Origin of the sequence: Nocardia sp. NPDC002869, from assembly GCF_046764065.1 — a bacterium.
GTDB classification, from domain to species: domain Bacteria; phylum Actinomycetota; class Actinomycetes; order Mycobacteriales; family Mycobacteriaceae; genus Nocardia; species Nocardia rhamnosiphila.
On record NZ_JBKOOL010000126.1, the window covers coordinates 1 to 16,669 of the forward strand.

16 protein-coding genes are annotated in these 16,669 nt (G+C 69.2%); 5 read left to right on the forward strand and 11 right to left on the reverse strand.

What is annotated here, in order from left to right; translation table 11 throughout:
- Window positions 1-90: 90 nt before the first annotated feature.
- The 4 genes from ACLML9_RS20990 to ACLML9_RS21005 all read left to right on the forward strand — a co-directional run bounded on the left by ACLML9_RS20990 (window position 91) and on the right by ACLML9_RS21005 (window position 3,259).
- Window positions 91-684 (forward strand): DUF4178 domain-containing protein, encoded by a 594-nt coding sequence (locus ACLML9_RS20990; RefSeq protein ID WP_411947133.1) that lies wholly within the window; start codon window positions 91-93, stop codon window positions 682-684.
- A gap of 52 nt (window positions 685-736) precedes the next feature.
- Entirely contained in the window at window positions 737-1,159 is a 423-nt protein-coding gene (locus tag ACLML9_RS20995) for a DUF4247 domain-containing protein (protein ID WP_411947134.1), read from the forward strand.
- 41 nt (window positions 1,160-1,200) lie between these two features.
- Complete coding sequence (locus ACLML9_RS21000) at window positions 1,201-1,626, forward strand: DUF350 domain-containing protein (protein WP_030523977.1); 426 nt, start codon at window positions 1,201-1,203, stop codon at window positions 1,624-1,626.
- Window positions 1,627-1,714: 88 nt separating this feature from the next.
- Entirely contained in the window at window positions 1,715-3,259 is a 1,545-nt protein-coding gene (locus ACLML9_RS21005; RefSeq protein WP_411947146.1) for a polyamine aminopropyltransferase, read from the forward strand.
- Window positions 3,260-3,310: 51 nt separating this feature from the next.
- Here ACLML9_RS21005 and ACLML9_RS21010 read toward each other — a convergent pair whose 3' ends face one another.
- From ACLML9_RS21010 to ACLML9_RS21045, 8 genes are all read right to left on the reverse strand, one after another.
- Window positions 3,311-4,471 carry an FAD-dependent monooxygenase gene (locus tag ACLML9_RS21010; RefSeq protein ID WP_411947135.1) on the reverse strand — a complete coding sequence of 387 codons (1,161 nt, stop codon included), beginning with the start codon at window positions 4,469-4,471 and terminating at the stop codon, window positions 3,311-3,313.
- Between the two features lie 37 nt (window positions 4,472-4,508).
- Window positions 4,509-6,386: a protein kinase domain-containing protein gene (locus tag ACLML9_RS21015; protein ID WP_411947136.1), complete on the reverse strand. Its 1,878-nt coding sequence runs from the start codon at window positions 6,384-6,386 to the stop codon at window positions 4,509-4,511.
- A gap of 315 nt (window positions 6,387-6,701) precedes the next feature.
- Window positions 6,702-7,466, reverse strand: a complete 765-nt coding sequence (locus tag ACLML9_RS21020) for an aquaporin (protein WP_411947137.1) — start codon at window positions 7,464-7,466, stop codon at window positions 6,702-6,704.
- Between the two features lie 26 nt (window positions 7,467-7,492).
- Complete coding sequence (locus tag ACLML9_RS21025; RefSeq protein ID WP_411947138.1) at window positions 7,493-7,807, reverse strand: DMT family transporter; 315 nt, start codon at window positions 7,805-7,807, stop codon at window positions 7,493-7,495.
- A 229-nt stretch (window positions 7,808-8,036) separates the two neighbouring features.
- Window positions 8,037-9,341: an AAA domain-containing protein gene (locus ACLML9_RS21030; RefSeq protein ID WP_411947139.1), complete on the reverse strand. Its 1,305-nt coding sequence runs from the start codon at window positions 9,339-9,341 to the stop codon at window positions 8,037-8,039.
- Window positions 9,338-10,816, reverse strand: a complete 1,479-nt coding sequence (locus ACLML9_RS21035; RefSeq protein WP_411947140.1) for a hypothetical protein — start codon at window positions 10,814-10,816, stop codon at window positions 9,338-9,340. Before ACLML9_RS21035 ends, ACLML9_RS21030 begins: the two co-directional genes overlap by 4 nt.
- On the reverse strand, window positions 10,813-11,910 hold the full coding sequence (locus ACLML9_RS21040; RefSeq protein WP_411947141.1) for a hypothetical protein: 1,098 nt from the start codon (window positions 11,908-11,910) through the stop codon (window positions 10,813-10,815). Before ACLML9_RS21040 ends, ACLML9_RS21035 begins: the two co-directional genes overlap by 4 nt.
- Window position 11,911: 1 nt before the next feature.
- Window positions 11,912-12,694, reverse strand: a complete 783-nt coding sequence (locus ACLML9_RS21045) for a hypothetical protein (RefSeq protein WP_411947142.1) — start codon at window positions 12,692-12,694, stop codon at window positions 11,912-11,914.
- 36 nt (window positions 12,695-12,730) lie between these two features.
- Between ACLML9_RS21045 and ACLML9_RS21050 the strand changes: the two genes are divergently transcribed.
- Entirely contained in the window at window positions 12,731-12,889 is a 159-nt protein-coding gene (locus tag ACLML9_RS21050) for a hypothetical protein (RefSeq protein ID WP_411947143.1), read from the forward strand.
- A 132-nt stretch (window positions 12,890-13,021) separates the two neighbouring features.
- Here the strand turns inward: ACLML9_RS21050 and ACLML9_RS21055 are convergent, their stop codons facing one another.
- The 3 genes from ACLML9_RS21055 to ACLML9_RS21065 all read right to left on the reverse strand — a co-directional run bounded on the left by ACLML9_RS21055 (window position 13,022) and on the right by ACLML9_RS21065 (window position 16,548).
- Entirely contained in the window at window positions 13,022-14,263 is a 1,242-nt protein-coding gene (locus ACLML9_RS21055; RefSeq protein ID WP_411947144.1) for a cation:proton antiporter, read from the reverse strand.
- Between the two features lie 27 nt (window positions 14,264-14,290).
- Window positions 14,291-15,544 (reverse strand): cytochrome P450, encoded by a 1,254-nt coding sequence (locus ACLML9_RS21060; protein WP_411947147.1) that lies wholly within the window; start codon window positions 15,542-15,544, stop codon window positions 14,291-14,293.
- A gap of 410 nt (window positions 15,545-15,954) precedes the next feature.
- Window positions 15,955-16,548 (reverse strand): hypothetical protein, encoded by a 594-nt coding sequence (locus ACLML9_RS21065; protein ID WP_411947145.1) that lies wholly within the window; start codon window positions 16,546-16,548, stop codon window positions 15,955-15,957.
- Window positions 16,549-16,669 lie beyond the last annotated feature (121 nt).

Here is a 16,669-nt window from a genome sequence, read left to right on the forward strand (position 1 = left end):
CGTCCTTCGCGCTCGGTCGGCCGCAACGCTGCGGTGGCGGGTGTTAGTCTCCGCTGAGATCATCAGAGGGAGGCCGCCATCAACGCGCTGTTGCTCGTCCTGCTCGTCGTCGCACTCGTCGTGGCGGGGGTCGCGTTGTTCCTGTTGGTGCGGAACAAGAACGAGCCTCCCACCGCGGCGGGGCCCGTGGACCCGTTCGCCGACAAGGATTCCGATGCGTTGCGCGGTGATCCGCGGGCGCTGAAGGCGGGGGATATCGTCGACATCTTCGGCGAGACCTACACCGTCCGTGGCTCGCTACGCCTGAAAGAGGGCGGCTACCAGTGGAGTGAGCATCTGCTGGATACCGCGAGTGGTACCCGCAAATGGTTGTCGGTGGAAGAGGACCCGGATCTCGAGCTGGTGCTGTGGACCGAGACACCGGGAGTCCCGGCGGCGGGCGGGGAAGAGATCGAGCACGACGGGAAGACGTTCCGGCTCGACGAGTCGGGGCGCGCCCAGTACGTCGGCGAGGCGACCACCGGCCTCACCCCTTCGGGCACTGTCGCCTATCACGACTACGCCGCCGCGGACGGCACCCGCCTCTCGTTCGAGGATTTCGGCGAATCGGGCAAAAAGGAAGCCGCGATCGGGCAGGTGCTGTACCGGAGTGCGATTATGATCTACCCGCAGTCGTCGAACTGAGCGATAGCTGCGGCACCGGAGGGACTGTGCGCCGGACGGGGGAAGGTTTGCTGTGAGTCGTAAGTCCTGCCTGTTCGCTGTGTGCTGCGTGATCCTCGCGACTGTGCTGGCCGGATGCGGGTCCGATGATGACGACGTCGGCGTCCGGTCCTATATCGGGTCGCATTACACGCGCGCGCCGAAACTCGACGAAGCGAACAACGGCACGGCGTACACGTCGGGCAAGTCACCGACGGCGACCGCCGACGACATCACCAAGGGGGTGCGTCAGCTGGACCGGCGCACCACCGGTGCCACCACCTACCTGCAGTACCGGGACGACATCATCGCGATCTCCCCGAACGGTACCGGCGCCAAGGTCTTGGTGGACGACTACCGGACCGGGCACCGGCGGCATCACAGTGCGGTCAGCGTCTTCGGCTGGCCCAGCGACAACACCGGCTTCCGTGGTGGCGGCTCCGGCGACGGAAAGTAGGCTGCTGCCGGCCCGCCCGGATCCATTCCCAGGAGGAAACAATGCTCGAAGACCTGCCCGCGAACGCCGGCGCCGCGGCCGCCTACTCCGGCCTCGGGATCGTCCTGATGGTGCTGGGGTTCGTCCTGGTGGATGTGCTCACCCCCGGCAACCTGCGTCACCAGATCTGGGTGGAGCGCAACCGCAACGCCGCGCTGCTGGTCGCCGCGAACATGCTGGGTGTGGGCATTATCGTCGCCACCGCCATCTGGACCTCCGACGGCGCGATCGGGCAGGCGCTGGTCACCAGCGCGGTGTACGGGGTCATCGGGCTGGTGGCGATGGCGCTGGCGTTTCTGCTGCTGGAGTTCACCACTCCCGGCGAGTTCCGGGGTGTGGTGAACGAGCATGAACTGCACCCGGGGGTGTGGGTGAGTGCGGCGGTGCACATCGCGGTGGCCGCGGTGGTCGCGTCCGCGCTGACCTGAGTTGCCACCGAACGAATCCCGGCCCGGCACCGTCGTACCGGAACCGCCGCCGATCGACGACGCGTCCGACACCGAATCGGTCGAACCGGTGCTGGACGCGCCGCCCGTCCCCGGCCGGTTTGCGCGATTTGCCCTGCTCGCCACGGTTTTCGTCTGCGCCGCGTGCGGACTGGTGTACGAACTGTCCCTGGTGACGCTGGGCAGCTATCTGATCGGCGATACCGCCACCCAGGCATCGATCACGCTCAGCGTGATGGTCTGCGCGATGGGGGTCGGCGCCTTGGCCGCGAAACCGTTGCGGCAGCGGGCCGCCGCTGCCTTCGTGGTGGTGGAGCTGGCGCTCGCGCTGGTGGGCGGTCTCTCGGTGCTGGGCCTGTACGCCGCCTACGCCTGGCTCGACTTGTACACGGCGGCGCTGGTGGCGGCGTCCTGTGTGATCGGGGCCCTGGTGGGCGCCGAGATCCCGCTGCTGATGGAGATGCTGCAGCGGATCCGTAAACAGGAGGCGGGCAGCGCGGTCGCCGATCTGTTCGCCGCCGACTATGTGGGCGCCCTCCTCGGCGGTCTGGCGTTCCCGTTCCTGCTACTGCCGGTGTTCGGGCAGATCCGCGGCAGTCTGATCGTCGGAGTGGTGAACGCGGTGGCCGGGCTGGTGCTGGTGCTCATCTGGTTCCGTGCCGATCTGTCCCGGCCGGTGAAGGCGGCACTCGGCGCGGTGACCCTGCTGGTGGCGGCGGTGCTGGTCGGCAGCTATGTCTACGCCGACCGATTCGAGGCCACCGCCCAGCAGGCCCTGTTCGCGTATCCGATCGTCTGGCAGCGGCAAACCGAATACCAGAAGATCGTGCTCACCGAATCGGTGTCGCCGTTCGGAACCCGGGACACCCGCTTGTTCCTCAACGGTGATCTGCAGTTCTCGTCGGTGGACGAGTACCGGTACCACGAGGCGATGGTGCACCCGACCCTCGCCGGGCCGCGCCGCGAGGTGCTGGTGATCGGCGGCGGCGACGGGCTGGCACTGCGGGAGATCCTGGAATATCCCGACGTGGAGTCGGTGACGCTGGTCGAACTGGATCCGGCCGTCATCGAGCTCGCCCGTACCGATCCGCGGCTCACCGAGCTCAACCGGAATTCCTTCGCCGATCCGCGGGTGCGGGTGGTCACGGCGGACGCGTTCTCCTGGCTGCGGGCCGCCGGCGCCGACTACGACGCGGTGATCGTCGATCTGCCCGATCCGGACCAGACCTCCATCGCCAAGCTCTATTCCACCGAGTTCTACGCGATGGCGGCCCAGGTGCTGGCACCTGGCGGCACCATGGTGGTACAGGCGGGTTCGCCGTTCTTCGCTCCGCATTCGTACTGGTGCATCGCGGCCACCGTCCGCACCTCCGGCCTGCACATCCTTCCGTACCACGTGGACGTTCCCAGTTTCGGTGACTGGGGTTTCGTTCAGGCCACCCGTGACCCCGAGCCGCGGCTCGCACTGGACCCGCCGGTTCCGCTGCGGTCGATGGACGAACTGAGCCTGCGGGCCGCGACGATCTTCGCGCCGGATCGCCGGGACACCGGCGAACAGCCGTCGACGCTCATGCATCCGACAATTCTCGAATTGGCCCGCAAGGAATGGGTCTGATATTCCTCTGTCCGAAGGAGAGAATTTCTACCAGCGCTCTGTCGGGGGCTCTCAGTCGGGCGGCGCCCAGGACAGCACCGGCCCCAACGCACGCAGGGCGGCGGTGTCCGGAGCCAGGCGCAGCATGGTGTTGCGCACCGGCGTCACCACCGGCAGCGCGAGTTGCAGCGCGGCGCCCATCCGATGCGACAGCCGGACCAGCGGTTGCACCCGGGCTCGGCGGATCCGGTCGTATTCAGTGAGGGCTCCGGGAATATCGGGTGTCCGGTCGAGCACGGCCGCCAGGGTGACCGCGTCCTCGACGGCGAGGTTCGCGCCTTGGCCCAGGTTCGGGGTCATGGCGTGGGCCGCGTCGCCCAGCAATGCCACCCGTTCCCGCACGTAGGTCTCCAGCGGCGGCAGTTCGTAGATATCGTGCCGCAGTATCGCCGTCGGGTCGGCCGCCGCCAGCAGCGCCGGAATCGGGTCGTGCCAGCTGCCGAACCGGCGACGCAGCTCGTCCAGTTCCCGGCCGGGTTCACGCTGCCCGGCCGGCAGATTCGCGGTGCCGAACAGGTAGACACGTCCGTCGCGCAGCGGCGCGATACCGAAACGCTGCCCGCGGCCCAAGGTCTCGCCACCGGCGAGTACCGGTTCGGCCGGGGTGACAATCGTCCGCCAGGCGGTGTACCCGGCATACATCGGTCGCCGGGCGCGCGGCCACAGGGTGGCGCGGATCGTGCTGTTGATCCCGTCGGCGCCGAGTACAAGGTCGGCCTCGGCGATCCCGGCGCTGTGCCGCACCCGCACCCCACGACCGGTGGACTCGACGGCCTGCACCGCACATCCGAACCGCAGGAAGCCGGTGCCCAGTACGGTGCGCAGGATGTCCGACAGCTGGTTCCGGTGGATGACCACCAGGTCCCCGTAACGGTCGCGGAGGGCGGCGATATCGGTGCGGGACAGCCAGCGCCCGGCGGTATCGCGCATACCGCCCTCGGTCGCCGCGAGCGACTGTTCGCGGATCGCGGCGCCGGCACCGATCACATCGAGACCACGCAGACCGTTGGGCCACAGGCTCAGTCCCGAACCGGCCGGTTCTACCTCGGCGGCCCGTTCCAGGACCTCGACTTGCCAGCCGCGCTGCCGCAACGCGATGGCGGCCGTGAGCCCCGCGACGCCGGCACCCACGACCACCGCCCGGCGCTCGGTACCCATCGGTTCCGCGCTCATCGCCACCTCCGGTTTCGAACTCCGCTGCTCGCAACGATTATTGCCGGGGCCCGGTGGCGGCCGGGCCGGGGGTGGAGGTGGCGGGAGGCGAGGAGGGGGCGGGAGGCGAGGAGGAGGCGGTGGCGGAAACGTGGCCGGAGGAAGTGGAGATCACGCTGCCCCGGGTCCGGGGCTGCTCGGTGGTCGCGCTGCTCGCGGCGGCGCTCGTCTCGTCGCCGGGACCGGTGGTTCCCGGCGGGGTCGCCGTCGTGGTCTCGCCGGCGGACGGGGTGGTGGTGCTGGTTTCGGGGTCGGTGGTCGTGGTGGGGGAGGCAGACGTGCCGGTCGGTTCGGCAGTGGTGGTGGTCGGCGGCGCGGCGACACTCGTGGTCGGCAGCGGAGGTTCGGGAGGCGCGGGCTGCTGCTGGTCCACCGGGTCACCCGCGGGTGTGGTGGGTACCGGCTCCGCGACAGTGGTTCCCGGCACGGTCGGGGGTTCGGGCGGAACCACCGGGATCGAATGGGTTGCCGAAGGCGGCGGCTCTTGTCCGGGGAGCCCCGGCGCGGGGGCGAGCGTGTTCTCGGCTGCCCAATCGCCCGGTACCGCGGTGGCCGGCACATCCGACGGTGCCGTGGGTACCGGTGCGTCGGTGACCGTGGTGGTGTCATCCCTGGTCAACGCTAGTGCCGACACGCTTACGACCGCCATCGCGAGCGCGGCCACCGCGGCCGCGGTCCTGGCACGGGACCGCGGAGGGGGCGACATGTTGTCCGGCGTACCGAGGGTGAGTGGGCGGTCGGCGGGTGAGGTGACGGCCGGCTCGGATGCGGCCCGTGAGAAGCCGGCGGGTGGGTAGTTGCCCGATGAGAAACCGGCGCCGAGAGAACGGTCGCCCGGCGGGAAACCGGCGCTGTATGCGTTGTCGCTCGGCGGGAAACCGACGGGTGGGTCGTCACCCGGCGAGAGGCCGGCGAATGGGGTGGCGGCGGGCGGGAAGAGAGCGGGTGGCATGGCAGCGGGGGAGGTGGCCGACCCGCTGTCCAGCGGCGGGAGGGGACTCGGTGGGTCGTCCACCGTCGAGGTGACAGCGGCCGGCGGATCCGTTCGAGGGGCGTCGGCCGGTACCAGCGCCTGCTGCGCCGCCGACGCCAATTCCCCGGCCGACCCGTAGCGTTGGTCCGGATCCTTCGCCAGCCCGCGCGCGATCACCGTGTCGAAGGCGGGCGGCAGACCGGCGGCCGAGGGCAGCGGCGGCCGTTCGGTGAGATGGGCGGCGATCTGCCGTTCCACGCTTTCGCCGGTATACGGTTTCGTACCGGCCAGGCATTCGTAGAGCACACAGGCCAGGGAGTACACATCCGAGCGCGCGTCGATCTGGTCCAGGGTGAGTCGTTCCGGCGCCATATAGGCGAGCGTGCCGATCATCGTGCCGGCCCGGGTGAGCGTGGTGTCCTGACTGCTGCGGGCGATTCCGAAATCGATGAGGTAGGCGAAACCCTCCGCGGTGACCAGGATGTTCGACGGCTTCACGTCCCGGTGCACCACCCCGCTGGAGTGTGCGGCATCGAGGGCGGCGGCGATCTGGGCTACTACAGCGACGGCTTCGGCGGCGGGCAGCGATCCCTTGTCCGCGAGCAGCGAGGCCAGGTCGGGGGCCTCCACCAAGCGCATCTCCAAAAACAGGCGGCCGTCGATCTCACCGAAATCGTGGATGGGCACGATATGCGGTTCGTGCAGCCGGGCCACCAGCTGGGCCTCCCGTTGGAACCGCCGGCGATAAACGGTGTCCTGCGCGAATTCTCGCGACAGTACTTTCACGGCCACCATACGCCCGGTGCCGGTGTCGTAAGCGCGGTGTACTTCGCCCATGGCGCCCGCCCCCAGTGGATCGAGCAGTCGGTAGCGACCGAACTCTGTACCTTCCACACCTTCCACGAGCTACGGATACCACATCCGGTGTCCGATCACAGCACCCCGGCACTGGGGATGAGGGTGGAATCACCCGGTGACGAGGGCCTTCCGGTCAGCGGCCGGGTTCGTCGCCCCCCATGGACCCAGCGTCGTCCAGCGGTTCGACGGCGCGTCCGCGGGACCTGGCCGTACCCCCGGTGGCCGCACACCATGGAAGTCGGCCACCGCTGGTCGGCCGCCGTGCTCGGTGGTGACGGGCGTCGACACAGCGGTACGGAGACACCGGCCTCGGCCGCCATCTCCTCGGCGCCGGATTCTGGCAGGCAGCACTGGACAATGCTATGTCGGTTCGGTTGCCGGCTGCTGTCGTACGGACCGTGGACAGAACAGCATGGCGAGCCCGGAGCCTGCTCCAGCGCCGATGAGCTGGGCGACGAGGAAGGCCGGTACCGAGGTGGGCGCTATTCCGGTGTAGGTATCCGAAAGGGTGCGGCCGATGGTGACGGCGGGGTTGGCGAAGGCGGTGGAGCTGGTGAACCATTGGGCCGCACCGATATAAGCGGCCACCGCTGCTGCGGTGAGCGGTAGCGGTCCGGTGCGACCGACTGTGCCCACTATGAGGATCAGCCCGGCTGTGGCTACGACCTCGCCGATCAGATGACCCGGGGTGACGCGCTGCTGGGTGGCGAGCTGGAGGGCGGACAGGTCGAACATGAGATTCGCCAGTATCGCCCCGCCGACACCCCCGGTGAGCTGCGCGAGGAGATAGCAGCCGTGTGCGGTCGCGCTCGCGGTGGGGCCCGGGCCGATGAGCTGGGTAGTTATCGATACGGCGGGGTTCAGATGAGCCCCGGAGATGGGGCCCAGCACCAGAATCAGCGTGGCCAGGCCGAGTGCTGTCGCGGTGGAGTTCGCCGCCAGAGCCGACAGGCCGGCGTCATCTGCTGTGAGACGTTGAGCAGCGATCCCGGAGCCCACGATGACTGTCACCAGCATGCCGGTGCCGAACGCCTCGGCCAGAGTCCGGCGGACGAGTTCGCTGGGGGCGGGCGTACGCCGAGGTCGCTGGCACGGACCCGCGCTGTCTGTTGCGGACGTGCGCATCGGTTCGTCCATGGCTACGGGCGGGCTCAGTGACCGGCCATGAGATATACGCCGGCGACGATCATTGCGCAGGCTACCGCGCGCTGCGGACTCACCGATCGTTTCGGGAAGCCCATCAGCCCGAAATGATCCATGACCAGGGCGATGACCATCTCGCCGACGATGACCAGCGCGCTGAACGTCGCCACGCCGACATATCGGGCGACGGCGATCATGCCGATAACGGCCGCACCGCCGAGCAATCCACCGAACGGTGCCCACCAGGGCATGCGTCGCAGGTCGTCGAGATCGGGCCACGGCGTCTTGGACGACAGCAGCAGAACATCAGTGTGTTCTGGCATCCGGCCTCCACCGACCGCAGCGCACCACCCGCGAGGACGAACAGGAACACCAGCGCCATCGTGATCATCATGGCTCTACCTCGGCGGCGTTGGGGTGAGTACCGGCGCCCTTCGGCCGCAGAGGAATTGGCGCCGATTTAGTGATCGCAATGACAGCGCTTTCCGTGCGGCTCGGATTCGGCGAGGTTCTGGGTGTAACCTTCCGCCTCCGTCGTGCCTCGCCGCCCGCTTACCGGACCGGCGCGGCGATACGATGCTCGGCCAACCTGCCCAGCACCGCCTGATTGGCCTCCCAGCCGTCGGGAAACTTCACCGGCACCCCGAGATAGACCGGTTCCGCGGAGGGGTGTGCATCCAGGAGTTCCCCGATCCCGGCACGGCCCACGACGATACAGGCGTGCCGGTGCCGGGACGCCAGCACGCACAACCGGCCGGCCTCCAGATGGAACGCGCCCGCGTCGCGGCGGCCGGAGAGCGGGTGCAGGATGACGGTGACATCGTATTCGCGGCCCTGCAACCGGTTGGCGGTGTCGACGGTGACCGTTTCCGCCACCGTTCCCGCCAGTGCGTCGCGTACCGCCTGGGCTTGGTCGCGGTGCGCGGTACCGACCGCGATACGGGTCGCGTCGACCTCGCGGCTGCCGTGTTCGGAATGTGCGACACCGCCGCGTTCCAGCAGCCGGCAGGTGAGATCGGCGATGGCGGCCACCGCTTCTCCATCGGTCCGCAGCGTATGACGGGCGGGCAGTTCGTAGTACGCCCAGCCGTGCGCGGCGGCTTCGTCCAGGACGTCGTCCACCGGCCCGCGCAGGCCGCGGGTGGTGAATTCGAGCCGGCGCTGTCCGGGTCGGGTTCCGGCGGCGAACGGCGCGAATGGGTAGAACGCCGAGGACACCACCGAGGCCGCCGAGGGCGGCAGCCGCCACGACACCGGCAATGTGTGCACCGGGATACCCGCGTTGTGATTGAGCATCACCGCCACCGCGCTCATCGTCGGATCCCAGGACAGGCCCGCCCAGCGGTCGCCGTCGACGGTGGCGAACGGGTCCAGTTGACCGGGGTCGCCGACGAAGAGGCCGCGTTCGAACCGGTTGGCGATCCGCAGCAACATATCCGAGCGCATCTGGTAGGCCTCGTCGACGATCGCGTACGACCAGCGGCCCTCGTCCAAGGTCGCCCATTTCGCGGCGGTGCCGATCACGATCGCGCATTTCTCCAGATCGGCGGGCCGGTTGGCCACCTCGACATTGTCGCGGTCGATCCGGGCGCTGCGGCGGTAGTCGCCGGCGGACAACCGTCCGATCAGTAGTGCGGGGTCGGCGGTGGCGAGCCGATCGATGAGGTCGTCGACCTGTTCGTTGGTCTGCGCCACGATCATTCGCTGTTCGTCGTCGGCCGCGGCCAGCTGCCGGGCCGCGCGCACCACCAGGGTGGATTTACCGGCGCCCGGTGGGGAGTCCACGACCAGGGCGCGATGGGCGGCGTTGTCGAGGTCGGCGAGGATCCGGCCGACCACCTCGTCCGCGGTGCTCATGACCATTCCTCCACGAGTTCGAGGGAGGGCTCGGGCGGCGGGCCGCCGTGTGTCCACGGGGTCTCCTCCCGGGGCGGGAGTTTGGCGGGCGGCCCGCCGAAACCGCTGGGGGAGAAGCGGGCGAAGCCGATCGCGTCGCCCTCTTCGGGGACACTGCCGGCGGCGGGGTTCTTGCCCTGCCCCATCCCGCTGACCAGTTCCAGCTGGATCACATCCTCCTCCACCGCGACGACCTCGGCCTTCTGCGCGGGCCGATCGATCCGGATCAGGGTTTCCCCGACGCGGGCCCGGAACGGGTCGGCGGTATGTACCCACAGATAGGGGCGCGGTACCTCGCGGGATTTCGGTTTCGCCCGCCGCTCCGGTTCACACCCGCTGACCGTTCCTTGGAAGGCCTCCCCGACGAGCCGGTATTCGATCAGGACCCGGGGGTCGTCGAAGGCGCGCTGTGCCTGGAAGGTGTCCAGTGCCTGCTCCTGCTTGAGCAGCCGCCGGGTCGCCGATACCGCCGAGTCACGACGGGCCTGCGGATATCCTTCCGGGATGTCGGCCACGAACCAGGAGAACGCGGCGCGGTCGTCGGTCCATCGTTTGGCCACGCTCGCGCCTTCCGGCAGGGCGCGCAGCAATTCCGTGGCCCGCCACATCAGCTGCCAGGTCGGTTCCAGTTGCCCGCGTAATGCCTGTTCGAGCCGTTCGGCGGCCACGACCTTGGCCCATTCGTGCTCGGCGCCGTCGTAGGCGGCGATCAAGGGCGCCAGCTCCTCGTTGTCGAAACCGGGGTCGGTGGCCGGGCCGGCGGGCGGATAGGCCAGCGGATCCTCGGCCAGCGCGGCGGCCTCCGGGCCCGTCATCCCGGCGGGCGGGTCGATCCAGCCGAGCAGCGCGGCGAGATTACCGTCCTCGAGCGCGGACTGCCCGGAGGCCCAGTGGGTGGTGAGTACGGAGGTCATCGCCAGGCACACACTGGATCCCGGGAAATCGGACCGGTCACCGAACCAGGTGAGCCAGCGGCCGAGCAGCGGAAGAGATTCCGGGACCGCGTTCTCGCCCTCGGTGCGATGGAACCGCACCGACCGGCCCAGCAGGCGCAGGAATTCGGCGCCGCCGGGATTGGGCACCAGCAGCTGCGGTGCGTCCAGGTAACGCAGGTAGGCCTCGCCGGTCGATTTCACCGTCAGTTCCTCGGCGTCCTCGCAGAACGACGAGATGTAGGGCAGCACCCGGTCGGCGAAGTGTTCGATGAACCGCAGGCGCAGCACCCGGTCGCGGGGCTGGGCCACGATCAGCACGGTCATATCGTGCGGGGACGATCCGAGCGCGACCGCGAGCGGCGCCGCGGCCTCACCGGCCAGCCGTAGCGGCACGAGTACGAGGGGACGGTCGGAGAGATGGTAGTGCCGCCGGTCGGCGATCGGTTCGGCGCGACCGCTGCGTACCGCGGTCACTTTCGCCAGCGCGCTGAGCACGCTCATCGGGCGACCTCCAGGCGCAGTGCCCGCGCCCGGCGGAGCATCTCCGCGATATCGGCGTGTTCGGGGCCCGGGGCCAGGGTGCCGTCGGCCAGGGCGAGCACCGTGTCGAGGTTGTCGATACCGCCGAGGTCGTCGCATACGCCGCGGCCGAGAGTGTCCACCGAGCCCTGGGTCCGGGCCTCGGAGCGGCAGGCGAAGGCCAGTTCGCAGCTGGACATGCATTCCGGGGCGTAGCGCGACGGTATCGCCGCGACGGCGCCCGGCAGCCCGTCGCCCGGTGTGAACGAGGCGCCGGGCGGGACCAGATCGAGCAGGGTGTCGATCGAGGTGAGCCGGGACAACTGGCGTCCGATCACCGCGAGCTGTTTACGTAGATCCACCAGGGCGGCGGTCGGGCGGTTGGTGAAATCCCGGGCGCACACCAGGATCGAATTGTGCGCGACCAGCTCCGGTGACTGCCCGAGTTCGCGCAACAGCTCCCGCATGGCCAGGACGTAGACCGCCGACTGCCGCGCCGCCGAGGCCACCTGCGCGGGATCGGCCTGTCCATCCACGACGGCGAACGATTTGATCTCCACCACGTGGAACAGCCCACCGATCTGCAGGGCCACCACATCCGGTTCCAGATAGGCGGTGGCGCCGGCGATCTCCAAGCGCAGCATCGGGTGATCGAACAGCGTGCCCTGGCCGGAGCTCAGCGCCTGGCCGAGGAGCTGTTTGGTGCGCTGGTAACGCACCGAATTGCTCGCGTTGTCGCCGACGGTCTCCAGATCGTGGTAGCCGACCTCCGGGATGGTCAGTCCGAGCTCTTCGCGCAGCAGTCGCAGCAGTTCGGCGCAGCCGTGCGCCTTCACCATGGCCTCGAAGCTGTTGCCGCGGGTGATCGCGAACGGCGACTGACCGAATTTCGGCGGGAAGCCCAGCTCCCGGGCGATCACGGTTTTGTCCACCGCCGCGGCGTCCAGCAGCGCCCGGCGCGCGCAGCCCGGATTGGCGGTGAGCGCCGCGATGGTCCGGGCATTGTGCCGGGTGGCCGGGGCGTCACCGCGCAATTCGTCGAGCCGGTTGGTCAGTGTCTTCTCGGCTGGCGTCATCTCAGGCCCCGTTCCGTCGCCGGTCGGCTACCGCGAGCCGAACGCCGAACAATTGCGCCGCGGGATCCGCCAGTTGCCGCACCGCCCGCTCCGCGGCGTCGGCCCGCTGCTGTGTGTCGTCGTCTCTGTGCACCTCTAGTTCCCGTTCCGCGGCCGCCCGCACGATCTCCGGGTCGATGCTCTTCCCGTCGGTCGCGCCGGGGATGGACACCGCCAGCTGCCACAGCACACGTTGTCCCGCGGGTGTGCATCCGTGGTCGATCATGTGCCGGGCCAAGCGGATGGCGCCGGTGAGCAGGTCCACCCGCGGACTCAACGGCCCGACCATACGCTGCGCCGACGACCAGGTGCTCACTGCCAGCAGGCCGCGGGCCGGGGCCAGCAGATCGGTGGTCATGGCGGCGCAGATGTAGTACGGGCGGGCGTAGGGCGCCGCCCGGAAAGACCGTTCCTCGTCGCGGCGCAGGCTGGTGAGCCGCGCCGGGACCAGTTCCCCGGAGAAGAACGCGTCGTGCACGGCGAGTACCAGTTTCGGGGCGGCGGGCACGGACAGCAGGGTGAGCGCGCGATGTACGTGTTCACGGACCGGCACCGCTGCCGTCGGCTGCCGGGCCGGCGCGGGTGCTTCCGGCGCCCCGAGAACCGCGGCGTCCCATTCCGTTTCGGCGGCCCGGAGTTGGGCGCGCAACCGGCGGGCCGCGGTCCGGTCCCCGGACCCGGCGGCCCGGCGCACCTGCGCGCGTAACTCGGCTATGCGCGCTTCGAGCGCCTCGGCGGTGGGCATGGGGTGAAATGTAGGGGGCGATTCCAGGGAAGTCCAGTGAATGCCAGTATTTGCCGGTATATGTCGCTGCGCGGGCGAGTTCTCCGGGATCCCGGCGACATACTTTTGGGTGTGGGCTTCGACTACGACACCGGTCGCGAACTCGCCGGGGCGACCGCGATCGGGCTGAAGGTCCCGCGCGCCGCCATGCTCTGACCGGCCCGACGAGATCGCTCGGCGGCGGTGGGCCGCCCGTAAGTTCCGGGCGGACCCGGGCGCGGTCTTCGCCGCGGCCACGTGCCCGGCTATCCGGTAGCGGACGACCAGAAGAACCGGCCCACGCGTTTCTCAGGCCGGTGCCGCGGGTGTGGTCCGGCCTTCGCTCGGTGGTGTTTCGGGGCGTTCCCGGCCGAGCTCCGGCGGTGGCGGCCGCCGTACGCCGAACACGGTCAGCAACGGTCCCGTCATCGCCGTGGTGACGAGGGCCATCAGCACCAGGACGGAATACAGCTGGGTGTCGATGACGCCCAGCGTCAACCCGACATTGAGGATGACCAGTTCGGTCAGGCCGCGCGTGTTCATGAGCGCCGCCAGCGCACCCGCGGTGCGGCGATCCAGACGACACAGCCGGGCGGCGAGATACGTTCCGCCGATCTTGCCCGCGACGGCCGCGGCCACGATCACCACGGCCTCGCCGATCGCGGCCCGGTCCAGGCCGCTCAGATCGACGCGCAGCCCCGCTACCACGAAGAACGCCGGGAGGAACAGGCTGCTCACCAGCCGGGCGCCCGGTTCGGCCCGGGGGCGTTGCGAGCGGGGGAAGACCACACCGAAGAGGAAGGCGCCGAAGATCAGGTGCAGCCCCATCCATTCGGTGACGGCGGCGGTGGCCATGGCCCCGCAGACCGAGACCAGGACCGTCGCCGTCTCACCGCGTTCGGCGGTGACGGCGCGCGCCAGGAGCGGGCGCGCGACCCACCACAGCACGGCCACCAGCGGAACGATCAGCAGCAGCCGCCAGTGGTCGTCGAACTCCGGCCGGGCGGATGCGAAGACCAGGGCCAGGGCGCCCCACGCGAAGATATCCACCACCGCGGCGCCGGCCAGCCCGAGCTGGCCGAGGCGCGTGGTGAACAGCCCCCGGTCCTGCAGTATCCGCGCCAGGACCGGGAAGGCGGTGACCGCCAGCGCGCATCCGAGGAAGAGGGGGAACGCGAGCCGGTGGCCGTCGTGGTGGCGTGCGAGCGGCCCGAGCGCGAGTGCGCACCCGAGCAGGAACGGCGTGGCGAACGCGGCGACAGCGATTCCCAGGATCGAGCGGCCGCTTCCGGCCAACCGGTCGCGGTCGATTTCCAGGCCGGCCAGGAACATGAAGATCACCACGCCGATATCGGCCAGCGCGGTCAGCTGCGGCTTCACCTCTACCGGGAAGATCGCCTCCGACAGGCCGGCGCCGAGGATAGTGGGCCCGGCCAGGATGCCGGCCGCGATCTCGCCGATGACGGCGGGCTGGCCGAGCCGCCGGGCCAGCCCGCCGAGCAGGCGGGCGGCCACGATGATGAGGACGAGATCGGCCAGCAGGAAGATCATGGGAGCGGCTCGGCAATCCTGGCAGTGCTACATCAGGGGCAGCGGGGGAGCGGGCTCGAAGACCACGGGCAACCCGGCCAGTGCCCGGTGGAACGGACCCGGCCGCCATACCAGTTCCTGCCGGGTGTCCAGGCCCAGATCGGGGATGGCGTTGAGCACGACATCGATCGCGCTGCGTACGGCGGTGCGGGCCAGTGATTGCGCCGGGCAGGCGTGCGGTCCGACACTCCAGGCGAGGTGGGAGCGGTTACCGACGAAACTGCCACCGGGGGTGTCCAGGTCGTTGCGGATCTCTGGGTCGTTGTTACAGGCCGAGAGGCTGATGACCACCGGCTGGTGGGCGGGCAGCCAGGTATCGGCGACCGGGATGGGCTGGCGCGGGTAGGTCGTGCAGAAGTTGGCCATCGGCGGGTCGTTGAAGAGGACGTTGTCGATGGCGTCGTCGGTCGACAGATTGCCCCCGAAGGTATCCCCGGGCCCGTATTGCGGCTCGGTGACCATCAGCAACAGCGCGTTGGTGATGAGGTTGCGCTGAGCCTCGAAACCGGCCCCGTAGAAGCTCATCAGTTGCGCGAAGACCTCGACGTCGTCGAGCGCGGTGGTGTGTTCGGCGAGCCGTGAGGTGGCATCGTCGCCCGGCCGATCGCGCTTGAGCTGGATCAGTTCCATCAGCGCGGATTTGAGGATCCCCATACCCTCCTCGGCCCGCACGGTGTCGAACCGCGCGGCCATACCCACCGCGATCCGCCTGCCGATATCGTCGGGGCAGCCGCAGATGTGATTGATGATCTCCAGCGCCAAGGGGAAGGCGTACTGATTCATCAGATCGGCGGTGCCGTTCGCGCAGAAGTCGTTGATCAACGGCGTGGCGATACGCTCGACCGTATACGGCAACGCGTTGAGGTCGACGCCGTCGATACTGTCGGCGGATGCCTGCCGATAGCGGGCGTGGACGTCACCGACGTTGTACCGGGCGGCCGGGAACCATTTCATCATCGGCAGTACCGGAGAATCCTGCGGCACGGTCTCCTGCCAGTACCGGGGGTCCGCCGGGAAGTGGTCGGGGTCGTTGAGGATACGCACGGCGATCTTGTGGTCGATCACCAGTGTGGCCGGTACTCCGGGGGCGAGATCCACCGGAACCAACGGCCCGAACTGCTCCCGCATCTCGCGGTACGCACGATGGGGTTCCGTGGCGAATTCCTGCGTGTACATCGGGTAGCGCGGGCTCGGGGGTGCGGTGAGCGGTCCGGGAGCTGCGGGATAACCCCCTGTCGCCATCGACGACTGCGACAGGGGGATACGGCGTGGTGTGGACAAGGGTATGACTCCAGTTACGAGACTCGAACGAGATGGGATTCGGCGCGAGCTCGTCGTGCGGACTCGTGCGCCTGGCTGTTTGTTCCCCCACAAATTTCACTGACTGCAGCACGGGCAAACGTGTCGCACGGCCACGGCAGTATTCGGTGAGGTCGAGTCGTTCGCCATCCCGTTCATGCACCGGTCGATCGGTGGCCGGGTATCGCTGTTCGGGACATTTCGCCATGGTGAGCGGCCGTCGGGTACGGCCGGGTCCATGGAATTGTCACAGCGACAGCCTGTTTCATGCGTGCCTCTCGTCAGTTCGGGCAGAACTATAGTCCGCTCAGGCGATATCGCAATCGCTGGGTGGATGCTGGGCGCGGGCCCGATCACTCCGCGCCGGGGCACACGGAATCGGGTTCGTCATTCCAGTCCGGTCCTTCGCCGTGGTCGGAGTCGTGCTCGGGGGATACGATCCCGGGGTTGAATGTCTCGCGGATGTAGCAGAGCGGCTGATCGAGGAGCAGGACGTAGGCCCGCGCCGCGCACAGGCGCCCATCCGGCCACCGCGCCAGGCCGACCCGCAGGATGCGGCGCCGCTGTAGGACTCCCCGCGACATCAGACTGCGTCCGATGGGACTGCCGAGATCGTCCACGCCGTAGGTATTCGCCCGCCCCCGCGCGGCGACGACATAGTTCACGGAGACGGTCAGCTCCTCGTGCACCAGCCGGGATCTGCGGACGAGGACCCGGTCCTGCCCCGACAGACGGAGCGCGTCGAGCACCGTGCCGGGCAGTCCGGCGGCGCTCGTCTCGTGCTGGCACACCACCCGGACGCCGAGGTCGGCGTCGACGATTGCTTCCAGTGCCGGAGTGGTGTATCCGTCGTGGGCGAGCAATGTCCGGGTCAATGGATCTCGGAAGCCCGGGCCACCGGGCGGGACGGCCCCCGGCGGCCCGGGAAGCAGGGGCGCAGCGGTCACTGCGGCCCCCGCACTGGGGTACTCATGAGATCGTTCCGAGCTCTCGGTCAGTCGGCCGCGCCCTCGGCGGTGAGGGGTGGCAGGACCGGGCGGGCGACGGCGTCCTTTTCGGCGGCGCTGC